The sequence below is a fragment of the Flavobacterium sp. 9 genome, assembly GCF_002754195.1.
Classification (GTDB): Bacteria; Bacteroidota; Bacteroidia; order Flavobacteriales; family Flavobacteriaceae; genus Flavobacterium.
On sequence record NZ_PEEU01000001.1, the window covers coordinates 2,452,214 to 2,464,779 of the forward strand.

Consider the following 12,566-nt stretch of genomic DNA (forward strand, 5'->3'; position numbering starts at 1 on the left):
ATTAATGGGAAAATTACAACGTTTTAGTAAATATTCAAACATTCTTTTGATATCTTCTTAAAAAGTTGCGAAATAATTTTTTGTATTATTTTCAAACTAAAAAAGCTTTTTCTTACTAAAAAAAACAATCTAAAAATGTTAAAAAACAGAGCAATACTCTTATAATCATCTAAATTACAAATAAAAACATGAATAAAAAAGAGAATTTCATTGAAGATATAAACACAGGTTATTTATCAAAAGGTGATAGTATTATTTTAGGAGGCGCCATTTTAGACGGAGAACCTATTGCCGAGGCACACGTCAAAATTCCTCTAAAAACCTTAAACCGCCACGGATTAATCGCTGGCGCAACCGGAACTGGGAAAACAAAAACAATACAAGTTTTTTCTGAGCAATTATCAAATGCAGGAATCCCGGTTTTAATGATGGACATAAAAGGTGATTTTAGCGGAATCGCAAAAGAAGGAAAAGAGGAAGGCTTTATTACTGAACGACATGCAAAAATAAACATACCTTATAATGTAGCTTCTTTTCCGGTTGAACTAATGTCTTTATCAAAACAAAACGGAGTTCGTTTGCGCGCGACTGTTTCTGAATTTGGACCTGTTTTATTTTCCCGAATTTTAGATTTAAATGATACTCAGGCCGGAGTTGTTTCTGTTATATTCAAATATTGCGATGACAACCAAATGCCTTTATTAGATTTAAAAGACATTAAAAAAGTCATTAATTATATTACTGAAGAAGGTAAAGATGAAATCGCTGCGAGTTATGGTAAAATCTCAACTGCAACGACCGGAACTATTTTAAGAAAAATAATTGAACTCGAACAACAAGGCGGAGATTTGTTTTTTGGAGAAACCTCTTTTGAAACTGATGATTTAATGCGTATTGACGAAAACGGAAAAGGATACGTAAATATCATTCGCTTGACGGATATTCAGGATAAACCAAAGTTATTCTCGACTTTTATGTTGAGTTTATTGGCTGAAATCTATCAAAAAATGCCAGAAAAAGGAGATGCAGAACAACCCGAATTAGTCATTTTTATTGATGAAGCGCATTTAATTTTTAATGAAGCCAGCAAAGCGCTGTTAGAACAAATTGAAACCATTGTAAAACTGATTCGTTCTAAAGGCGTTGGTATTTATTTTGTAACCCAAAATCCAATGGATGTTCCAAGTGGCGTTTTGGCACAATTAGGATTAAAAATTCAACACGCACTTAGAGCTTTTACGGCAAATGACAGACAGGCGATAAAGAAAACCGCTGATAATTATCCGACTTCTCAATATTATAAAACAGATGAATTGTTGACCAATTTAGGAATTGGAGAAGCTCTCGTTACCGCTTTGAACGAAAAAGGTATTCCAACGCCACTTGTAGCAACGATGATGCGTGCGCCACAAAGCCGAATGGATATTTTGACCGCTGACGAAATTGAAGATATAAACAACAAGTCGAAACTCGTAAAAAAATACGTTGAAGAAATAGATCGCGAAAGCGCCTATGAAATTCTAAACAAAAAAATTGCCGATGCAGTTCAAGCAAGTGCTGAGCAAGAAGAACAAGCTCCAACAAAATCATCAAAGGCAGAACCGAGCACAGCAAGTGTTGTTGGAAAATCTGTATTGAAAGTTGTAACGAGCGCTACCTTTATAAGAGGTGTTTTTGGAGTTTTGACAAAAATATTCAAGAAATAAAAAAACTAAACCATATAAGTTATATAAGTCCATTTAATTTATATGTTGAATTACATCACGTATTAAATATCAAACCCGACAGGTTTTAAAAACTTGTCGGGTTTATTATGTGTAAAGCATTAAATGAACTTATATAACTTATATGGTTTAAGAAATTATGCGTTTTGCAACAATTCCAGAATCTTATTTTCGATTTCGGGAGTATTCCAAATATTTTCGATATTATCAGTTCGTAAAACTTGCTCCATAATTTCGTTTTGGAAATCTCCAATTGCCAAAGCTTCTGTATATGGCCGATCACTAAAAGTCACACGACTATAAAGTGGAATCCATTTATCAGGATGTTTATCAGAGAATGCTTTTTCGATTTTCTTTTGTAACAAGAATTTCTCATCGGCGGTTTTTGTACTCATTTCCATGAAATTTCGATACGAAAGTTCCGCAATAGCATCAGCATTTGGTTTACGTGAAATTTCATATTCAGAGAAGATCTTCTTCCAATCGTTTCCGTATTTCTCAATCATTTCATTTAAAACCGTGATATCTTCAAAACCAGCATTCATTCCTTGTCCATAAAACGGAACAATAGCGTGACAAGCATCTCCAATTAAAGCGATTTTATTTTCATATGTCCACGGAAAACATTTCATGGTTACTAAAGTACTCGTAGGATTCTTAAAGAAATCTTCTGCTAACTTCGGAATTACCTCAATCGAATCTGGGAAGTTTTTCGTAAAAAAATCTTCAACCATTTTACGATCTGTTAAAGACGCAAACGAGTTTTGCCCTTCAAAAGGCATGAATAAAGTACAAGTAAAACTTCCATCTAAATTAGGAAGCGCAATTAACATATATTCGCCACGAGGCCAAATATGAAATGAATTTTTATCTAATTTGTGCGTAGCGTCTGCATTTGCCGGAATATTCAATTCTTTATATCCCATATTCAAAAATTCCTGCGAATAATTAAACATGCTTTGGCGTTGCATTCTGTGTCTGATTCTCGAAAAAGCACCATCGGCACCAAAAACCATATCATATTTTTTCTCCTCCCACTCACCTCTTTCGGTTTCGCCAATATGCAAAGTTGCATCACTTAGCGTTACATCCCATATTTTTTGGTCAAACAAAAATTCCGCTCCGGCTTCTTCAGCAAGATCAATCATTTTCCGATTCAGAGTTCCCCTAGAAATCGAATAAATGGACTCGCCTTCTTGTCCGTAATTCTGAAAATTCAGTTTATCAACCAAATGAATCGCACGTTTATCCATTGGAATTGCAATTTCGCGAACCGAATCGCCAACACCAACAGCATCAAGAGCTTTCCAACCACGATTGGACATAGCCAGATTAATAGAACGACCCGAAAAATTAATTTTGCGAATATCAGGGCTTCGATCATAAACATGAACGGTGTGACCTGCTTTTTTAAGATAAATTGCCAATAGCGATCCTACTAATCCAGAACCAACAACCGCAATTTTTAGTGAAGTTTGCATCAAGAAAAATCTAAATATAAGATCGTAAAAATAAGTAATAATTATACAAGAGCTTAAAAATAAAGGAAATATTTATGATTAATCTGGGCATGACCCGCAGAAAAAGCGGGTCGGGCTTTCGGCTATATTCCAGATTAATAAAAACTACGGCTAAAAAGCCTTGTTTTTCTAAATCGGGAGATACCGCCTCTATCCCTCATGCAACTCTAGGTTTCTTAACAAATTTTGGTTTTTATTGATTTATTAGAAATCCGAAAAAGACTACTTTCGCTGAAGATCTAATCTCGCAAAGTCGCAGAGACGCAAAGTTTTTTTGTTTCACGCAGATTCTACAGATTTTATTTAAATCGTTCTAATCTTTAGCTTTATACAAACTTTGCGTCTCTGCGACTTTGCGCGAAAATCATCTGCAACATCAAAAAAACTTAATTAAACGACATTATACTTAAACACAATGAAAAGCGAACTATTACAATCTGATATCATTCTCGAAAACGAACGAGTATTATTACTTCCATTCGAAAATGAAAGAAACATCGAACTCAAAGAAATTATTTTTGACGACGAAATCTGGAAATACATGGGAATGTATGTAAGAAATGATTCTGATTTCGAGAATTACATCAAAAATACTTTAAAACAAAAAGCCGAAGGAATATGTTATCCATTTTTAATAATTGACAAAACAACGAACAAAGTTGCCGGAAGCACGCGTTACGGTTATCTAAATCACGCAAGCCAAAAATGTGAAATCGGCTGGACTTGGTACGGAAAAGACTTCCAGGGAACGGGTTTAAATAAAGCTTGTAAATACGAATTACTAAATTTTGGTTTTGAAAACATTCAATTCAAGAGAATACAATTCAGCGCAGATCTTGAAAATGAAAAATCACAACGAGCAATCGAAAAGCTAGGCGCTGTAAAAGAAGGAATCTTTAGAAATAACTATGTCGATTCTGAAGGAAAAAGTAAAGATGATGTTTATTATAGTGTGATTTTAGAAGAATGGGAGAATACTAAACGAGATTATTTTTCTGAATTTATTTGAAAATTTATATTTTAGCTAAAAACCCTATCAATAATTTCTCAAAAGCAAGTTTTATAATATGGAAACAATAAGCTTAACTGCTTCTTTAATGGGATTTTCATTTATATGGTATATTACCTTTGTCTATCCTCCAGCGCATAGAATTTTACGAGATAAAAAAACTTATAATTTATTTTTATATTTTTCAATCCTAACTCCAATATTAGCACTAATTGCATATAATGATAATATGCTACAAAACAGAAAAGAAACTTCTTTCTTGTCTATGTATCTTTTGATATTCCTCATAATGTATAAATACTTCGATAATTATATTTTAAAACAAAATAATCGAAATCTATATTTCAAAAAGAAATATAATTCAGTTTGGGTCGATGAAGAATCAAATGAAGTTACCTCAATTGAAGAATGGTTTCAATTTTCATTAACCATTTTACCGTTGCTTTTTTGTTACATTTTAAAATACATTATACTTGATGTAATAATAAAAAACTACTTTTAACAAATCAATCGAAAATCCAGCATAATACACAAATATGAACCTATATTCAGAATATTATGTCAGCAAAAATTGCGAACGGTTTGTCAATAAAATTTGGTGTCTTGATAATAGCATCGGCGAAAGCCAGATTGAGAACAAACTTGTTTTACCAAATGGATGTTTTAATCTAGCAATTGTAAGCGGAAATACGATAGAAGTTCATACCAGCAAAAACAAATACACGATGAACGAAGGGTTTTACTTTTGTTCGCAAATGACCAATAAGGTTTTGGTTAATATTCAGCCTAAAACTAAGGTTACAATAATTCAGCTTCATGCCTGGACACTTTCGATGTTTCCAAATTATGATTTGACCAATTTTTCAGATTCTATTCTAAAAATTGATCAAACGGAATTGCCTTTTGCAATCAAAATTGATTCGGGATTAAATAGTGATATTTTAGAATTACTAAATATACTCAATACTTATTTTGAAGAATTAAACTTTTCTAATCCAGCTAAAAATGCAATCGAAAAGATCTGTGAAATTATAAAACTTCATAAGGAAGAAATCACAGTTTCCGAAATTGGAAAAAGTTTAAAGGTTTCACAACGATTATTACAGATTAAATTTAAAACGGCAACCGGACTTACGATTAAAAATTACATTCAGATTCTGAAATTCAGAAAATCAGTCGATCAAATGGTAAACTCCAATCTGGACAAACTCAGCTTGACGGATGTAGCGCTTTATAATAAATATTTTGATCAGTCACACTTTATAAAAAAGTTTAAAGATGTGACCAAAACAACTCCAAAAATGTTCAATTCAAATTTGTACTTTCTTTCAAAAAAAAGATAGGATTTCGCATTTGTACAATTTTGTGAATTCCGATTAAACTAATATTGCAAAATCATTAATCAATCAAATCAATCACAAAATGAATATTAACAAATCCATTTTCCAGTTAAAAGCAATCTTAGTTGGAATACTGCTTTTCCAATTCCAAATTGGCTTTTCACAAGAACAAAAAAACTCAGAAATATACAAAACCATAATGTCAAGAGACAGCCTTCTGTTTAATGTTGGCTTTAATACTTGCGACGTTTCACAGTTTGAAAACTTACTAAGCAACAATTTCGAATTTTATCACGACAAAGATAGTATCCAGGATAAAGCCTTATTTCTAAAAAACATTAGAAAAGGTTTATGTAGTTCAACCAAAACATATCAAGCTAGAAGAGATTTAGTACCAGGTAGTACCGAAATTTATCCATTGTCCAAAAATGGTGTTCTGTACGGTGCTCTAAAAGTAGGAATTCATCAATTTTTTGAAACTACACCAGAAGGAAAAGATAAATTTGGAAGCACAGCAAGATTTACCCATGTCTGGATTTTAGAAAATGGAATCTGGAAACTAAGAAGATCTTTTAGCTACGATCATCAAAGTGCTAACACTGCAGGAACTAAATCGGATATTTTTGATAATGATCAGGAAATTGAAAAATGGCTGACTCAAAACAATATTCCAACATTAGGAATTGGTGTTATCAACAACGGAAAACTACAAGAAGTAAAGGTATTTGGTGAACTTAAAAAAGGAGTTTCGGCACCTTATAACACGATTTGGAACGTTGCTTCCCTGACAAAACCAGTAACTGCAATTGTAGCACTAAAATTGGTAAGTTCAGGAAAATGGGATCTTGACGAACCGCTTTATAAATATTGGACTGATCCGGATATTGCAAATGATCCAAATACGAAACTTCTAACAACAAGAATTATTTTAAGCCATCAAACTGGTTTCCCTAACTGGAGATTTATGAACGAATCCGGCAAACTGGATTTTAAATTTAAACCCGGAACAAAATACCAATATTCAGGCGAAGGATTAGAATATTTAAGAAAAGCACTTGAAAAGAAATTCCACAAAACATTGGATCAATTAGCGGATGAGTTAATTTTTCAACCTCTAAAAATGAATGATACTAAGTTTTTATGGAAAGACATAACTGATGTTTCAAGATATGCTATTGGATATGATAACAAAGGAAATGCCTATGAACCTACTAAAAACAAAACAGTAAATGCTGCCGATGATTTATTGACAACAATTGGAGATTACGGAACGTTTTTATGCAGCATAATGAATAGCGATGGATTGAGTAAAAAAGTTTTTGACGATATGACATCGCATCAGGTTGACACGAAGAAAAACAAATACTTTGGATTAGGTTTTGAGATCTACGATTTAGGAAACAATGATTATGCGCTCTCTCACGGCGGCGCGGACAAAGGCGTTCAAACCATATTTTTATTACTTCCGAAAACAAAACAAGGAGTGGTAATTTTTACTAATGTTGACGATGGTTATAAGCTTTATGAAAAAATAGTTACTCATTATTTAGGTGAAAACGGTCAAAAAATAATTGACATCGAAACGAAATAAGCATGAGTCAAAAAATAAGGCATTAACAAAATTCAAATTATGAAACTCATGATAAAACTATTTATCCTTATCCTAATATTCTTAACACAGGTCGCTTTTGCTCAAACGAATAAAGATGTTCTAAAAATGGCTGCTCTAAGAACCGAAATTATCAAAATGGATAGTTTACTTTTTTCAGTTGCCTTCAATCAATGTGACACGACACTTTTCAAAAAAATAATTGCTGACGACATCGAATTCTACGATGACCGATCCGGATTAAATGCCTCTAAAGCAAATGAGATAAAATCTTTAATCTCAAAATGTGTAATGTCTAAAAAATTGATCCGAAAACTAAATTCGACTACAATTGATAAATTGGGTGATTTTGGTGCTGTACAATTAGGCGAGCATACTTTCTATTTTGATGGTAAACCAGAAGGAACCGCAAAGTTTATTCATATCTGGGAACGAAAAGATAATGATTGGAAATTAAAACGAATTGTAAGTTACGAGCACAGACCTATTAAAAAATAATTTTTAGAATCTGTTCTGATAATATTGTAATTAAGGAATTTGAAAAAAAATTGATTAAATGTGAAACCAAATGATTTTTTTGTCGTCTATTAAGATTATAGCATAGTTCAAAGCATTGCTTTAATTTGTAATTTCGTTTAAGAAATTAAATTACAGACGTTTAAAAAGTTTCGATCATCAAATCAAAAAATCAAATAACACTTTAATTAACCTTAATTACTAATCATCAATCAAAATGAAAAATTCAATCAAACTACTTGCAGTTTGCCTTTTTGTGCAACTGTTCTCTCTTACTGTTTCTGCGCAGGACAAAGCAAAACAAATTGACCAATTATTAACCAAATACAATGAATACGGGCAATTTAACGGATCTGCATTAATTGCTGAAAACGGAAAAATTATTCTAAAAAAAGGATATGGTTTAGCCAATATGGAATGGGATATTCCGAATCAGCCCAGCACCAAATTTAGATTAGGTTCAATAAGTAAACAATTTACAGCTTTGCTAATCGTTAAATTGGCAGAAGAAGGCAAACTAAAACTTGACGTGCCAATTACCACTTATTTACCTGATTATCCAAAAGAAACTGGTGACAAAATAACGATTCATAATTTATTGACGCATACATCCGGAATTCCAAATTATACTTCGGCTCCAAATTTCCTTAGAGATAAAAGCCGTAATCCTTACACTCCGGAAGATTTTATAAAAACGTTCAATAAATTGCCTCTTGAATTTACTCCGGGCGAAAAATTCAGATACAGCAATTCAGGTTACTTTTTATTGGGGTATATCATCGAAAAAGTTTCGGGTAAAACATACGAGCAATATTTACAGGAAATCATTCTTACTCCGCTAAAAATGGCTAATACAGGTTATGATCATTTTGAAGTAATTATAAAAAACAGAGCTGCAGGTTATGAAAAAAACGGAAAAAACATTGGTAATGCTTCATTTATCGACATGAGTATTCCGTATGCTGCTGGTTCTTTATATTCTACTGTGGAGGATTTATATCTTTGGGATCAGGCTCTTTATACCAATAAATTACTTTCGGCAAAATCAATGGATTTATTATTCAAACCTTACATCACAACAGGCGGAGATGATTTTTATGGTTATGGATGGTTTACAAGCGAAGAAACCGTTGGAAAGAAAACAGATAAAGTAAAAGTGATAGAACATGGTGGAGGAATCAATGGTTTTAATACCGTTATTTCACGTATGCCGGCAGATAAAAACTTAGTTGTTTTATTGAATAATACTGGTGGAACTGTTTTAAGCGAAATGAATAATAGTATCAGAGCGATTCTATACAATCAATCTTTTGATGTGCCTAAAAAATCAATGGCATTTGAACTTTTAGATGTTTACACTGAAAAAGGTGCCACAGTTGGAACAAATACTTATAAGAAACTTAAAAGCGATCCAACTTACGGAATCAAAGAAAACGACATAAACCAAGTAGGATATCAATTATTGCAATCCGGAAAAAAGAAAGAAGCTATCGAAGTTTTTAAAATCAATGTAGAAACTTTTCCAAAATCAGGAAATGCTTATGATAGTTTAGGCGAAGCTTATCTTGCTGATGGCGATAAAACGTTAGCCATTGTAAATTATAAAAAATCAGTTGAGCTTGATCCAACAAACGAAAACGGAAAAAAAGTTCTTGACGAAATTTCTAAAAAATAATACTTCTAAGTTTTAACATTCAGAAACAGTAATCCTAATCTTACCAACTCCGAAAGTTCTGGTTTATGACCAAAACTTTCGGAGTTTTTTGTTTGAAATTGCATTTTCCGATTCCATATTTACTATAAAAAAACTACTTTAGCGCTGCCCAAACAAATCTAATTTTTATAGCTGAAAAAGCTGTATTTGATACCAAATTATAACCTATGAAAAAATTAAAGAAGCAAACTCTTTTAGTGTTATTAGTATGCATGTTTATTCCGGTTGTTGCTATTTCTCAGACTTCTGCGCCAAAAGTAGCAATGCCAACACAACAAAATAAAATTATAATTGACAAAATTGTTGAAGCAGCACATTACAAAAATTACGTTATCGATTTTTGCTTAGCTACCATAAACGAAGCCGCTACTGCAGAAAAATGGAACGATCAAAAAACACTTGAAACTACAGAAAGCATCAATTACAAAAACTTCAGAGATGCCGTTTATAATATGTTTGCATTTTATAATGAAATAGATCTGGAAACTTTATTAAAAGCGTATCAAAACGACACAGCATTTCAAACTACAAATGCAATGACAACAAATGATGCACTTGCCTATAATCTTGAAATATTTGCAAATGATATTGTTCGCGGAAGATATATTTCTAAGTAAAGGTTCTGAGGTTCTCCAAATCTTTGTCAAAGTTTTAAACTTTGACAAAGATCACACAAGATGAAAACCTGAAACCTGAAACTTCAAAAAACCTGAAACAAAAAACTCTACTCTCCTTTCGGTTTCAGAATTAATTTTGTCGAAGTTTTTATAATTTCCTCTTTATTCAATTTCATTTTTCTAAATTTTCCGGCATTGTACATTTCTGCCTGATCATCATAATGTTTACTAAACGGATTTCCTGATTGTCCGGTTGGCAAAATACTCCAGCTATTTTCAATATCTGAGAAATCGACAATTCTTCTGGTCGAAGGTCCACCTTTTACATGATATTTCCCTTCTTTATTAAATCCAAAGAACTGATTATTTATCACTTCATTTGAACCCGGAGCTGCAAAAGGTCCAACATTAAAAAGTTTACGTAATGCAGCCACTTTTCCTAACGGATGTTCGTGTTCTACAGTATGAGCTTTTCCCCAGTTCCAATCATTAATTTGATTGCCAAATTGTTTCTCAAGCGCAGCAATAGCTTCGTGAAATGATTTCGAAACAATATCACTTCTATTTTCTTTTACGTTTTTAGTTTTAATATTATCCCACCAAACGGAGTTTTCATTTTCAATTTGTCTGGCAATAATTTGTTTTCCTAAAGAAGTATCCAGAAATAAATTAAAATTATCCTCGCCCATTTCGTCTTCAAAAGTATTTTTCAAATACAAATAAACCCATTTATTGTAAATCGTTGGCGCAACATCTTCTAGATTATTTGTTCCTTTCCATGATTTCAAAACATTGATAGCTTCTTTTTCTTTTGCTGAAGCAGAATTACTATTTACATTCGAAATCAAACTCTGAACCACGCCCGGCGCAATTGGAGAAGTATTATCAAAAATCATTTTACTAATTGTTTCTTTATCCCAATCAGATTTTGCATCCATTAAACCCGAAATTCTCTTTGCACGATCTTCCGGCAAATAATATCCCGGATATAAAAAACCATCTATCGCTTCCGGCTGATTATTTGCCGAATAAACATAACCCCATTTTGGATTTTCGGAAGACGGATTCTTAGAAAAATCAAGATATTCCTTAATATCATCTTTGCCGCTTGCACCATCTAAAATAAGAAACGTGTTAACACCTTTGTCATGTTTATAAAGTTTTCCTGTCGCCCACCAAGCAACATTTCCTTTCGCATCGCCATACATTACATTCAATCCCGGTGCAGCAACCAATTGCACTGCTTTTCTAAAATCATCTTTACTTTTAGCGTGTGAAAGTCCATAAACTGCATCAAGAATCTGAATTGGTTGTTGTGTATAAGTCCAAGACATCGCAATTGGATTTTTTTTATCTAAACGTTCTAACAAATCATTCATAATTGGTCCGTGTCGGCTTGATTTAACCGTCAAAACTACATCCGAAGTATCTTTTACTTTTATTGTCTTTTTTATAGATTCATACGCTGCAAAACCAGTTGGAGTCTCATATTGATTTGTATCTCCCGCCTTATTCTTTTCTTCATAAAAATCAATATCATCATTTTCGAACATTGTCAATCCATAAGCATAATTACGATTATGAGCCAATAACGGATAAGGAGTTCCAGCCAAATAACAACCATACAATTCAAAATCAGGCGTTACCAAATGTGCTTCGTACCAAGTTGCCGGTTGCGAAAATCCAATATGCGGATCGTTTGCAAAAATCACCTTTCCGCTTTTGGTTTTATGAGGTCCTGCAACCCAACTATTACTTCCCACAAATGGAGGAATTGGAGAATTGTCCAATAGCGCTGCGACAGATTTTGAAATCGAAGTATATTCTTCAATATTCTCTTTTGAGATTTTAATTTTCGTAGTATTAAATTCACCGTTAATTCCTAAATCTTTCAAATATTCAGCTCCGTATTTATTTCGAACAAAAGTCAATAATGGATCTGTTTTTTGAGCCATTGCAAAACTAAAAGACATATATCCAAAAATATTATAAACGTCTTTTATCGTGAATTTTTCCTTTTTCACGCCAACCACAGTAAACTCAACCGGTGTTGGTCCTTCGTCTAAATATTGATTAATTCCATCCAGATAAGCCATTGTCATTTTATAACTCTGACTGTTTTTATCTAACTTGGCAATGGCTTTCACCGAAGCTTCTTCTATACCAATTCCGGAGAAAAACTTATCATTTTTAAGCGCAACAGATCCAAAGATTTCAGACAATTTTCCAGGCGCAATTCTTCGAAGTAATTCCATTTGCCATAATCTTTCCTGCGCATGAACATAACCCAAAGCTGTCATGGCATCCTTTTCAGAATCGGCATAAATATGAGGAACACCAAAATCATCAAAATAAACAGTGGTTTCTTTCTGGAGATTTTTCAATTGAACTTCTCCTTCATATTTAGGTTTCAAATGAAAAATATAGGCACATAAACCTATTCCGAGAACAACAATCAATACGAATAAAACCAGCAGAATTTTTTTAATTTTTCTCATATTTATAAAAAAGTATAAT

Annotated in this window: 10 protein-coding genes; 8 read left to right on the plus strand and 2 right to left on the minus strand. The window is 32.7% G+C overall.

Annotated features, from left to right (window positions below; all coding sequences use genetic code 11):
* Positions 1-188: 188 nt before the first annotated feature.
* Positions 189-1,706 carry a helicase HerA-like domain-containing protein gene (locus tag CLU81_RS09960; protein WP_099709651.1) on the plus strand — a complete coding sequence of 506 codons (1,518 nt, stop codon included), beginning with the start codon at positions 189-191 and terminating at the stop codon, positions 1,704-1,706.
* Positions 1,707-1,861: 155 nt separating this feature from the next.
* On the opposite strand, the gene CLU81_RS09965 is transcribed toward CLU81_RS09960, so the two are convergent.
* Positions 1,862-3,205: an NAD(P)/FAD-dependent oxidoreductase gene (locus tag CLU81_RS09965; RefSeq protein ID WP_099709652.1), complete on the minus strand. Its 1,344-nt coding sequence runs from the start codon at positions 3,203-3,205 to the stop codon at positions 1,862-1,864.
* A gap of 454 nt (positions 3,206-3,659) precedes the next feature.
* Here CLU81_RS09965 and CLU81_RS09970 point away from each other — a divergent pair, with 454 nt between their 5' ends.
* The 7 genes from CLU81_RS09970 (at position 3,660) to CLU81_RS10000 (ending at position 10,049) form a co-directional block, all read left to right on the plus strand.
* A complete protein-coding gene (locus CLU81_RS09970; RefSeq protein ID WP_099709653.1) occupies positions 3,660-4,253 on the plus strand; it encodes a GNAT family N-acetyltransferase in 594 nt (197 codons plus the stop codon).
* A 58-nt stretch (positions 4,254-4,311) separates the two neighbouring features.
* Positions 4,312-4,755 carry a hypothetical protein gene (locus CLU81_RS09975; RefSeq protein WP_099709654.1) on the plus strand — a complete coding sequence of 148 codons (444 nt, stop codon included), beginning with the start codon at positions 4,312-4,314 and terminating at the stop codon, positions 4,753-4,755.
* A gap of 34 nt (positions 4,756-4,789) precedes the next feature.
* A complete protein-coding gene (locus CLU81_RS09980; RefSeq protein ID WP_099709655.1) occupies positions 4,790-5,596 on the plus strand; it encodes a helix-turn-helix transcriptional regulator in 807 nt (268 codons plus the stop codon).
* 79 nt (positions 5,597-5,675) lie between these two features.
* Positions 5,676-7,184, plus strand: coding sequence for a serine hydrolase (locus CLU81_RS09985; protein ID WP_099709656.1), 1,509 nt, complete (start codon positions 5,676-5,678; stop codon positions 7,182-7,184).
* Positions 7,185-7,232: 48 nt separating this feature from the next.
* On the plus strand, positions 7,233-7,700 hold the full coding sequence (locus tag CLU81_RS09990) for a nuclear transport factor 2 family protein (RefSeq protein WP_233209688.1): 468 nt from the start codon (positions 7,233-7,235) through the stop codon (positions 7,698-7,700).
* A gap of 235 nt (positions 7,701-7,935) precedes the next feature.
* Positions 7,936-9,393: a serine hydrolase gene (locus CLU81_RS09995; RefSeq protein ID WP_099709658.1), complete on the plus strand. Its 1,458-nt coding sequence runs from the start codon at positions 7,936-7,938 to the stop codon at positions 9,391-9,393.
* A gap of 206 nt (positions 9,394-9,599) precedes the next feature.
* Complete coding sequence (locus tag CLU81_RS10000; RefSeq protein ID WP_099709659.1) at positions 9,600-10,049, plus strand: hypothetical protein; 450 nt, start codon at positions 9,600-9,602, stop codon at positions 10,047-10,049.
* A 107-nt stretch (positions 10,050-10,156) separates the two neighbouring features.
* On the opposite strand, the gene CLU81_RS10005 is transcribed toward CLU81_RS10000, so the two are convergent.
* The gene (locus tag CLU81_RS10005; protein WP_099709660.1) at positions 10,157-12,547 is read right to left on the minus strand and encodes a penicillin acylase family protein; all 2,391 of its coding nucleotides are present in this window, start codon (positions 12,545-12,547) and stop codon (positions 10,157-10,159) included.
* Between the last annotated feature and the right edge of the window lie 19 nt (positions 12,548-12,566).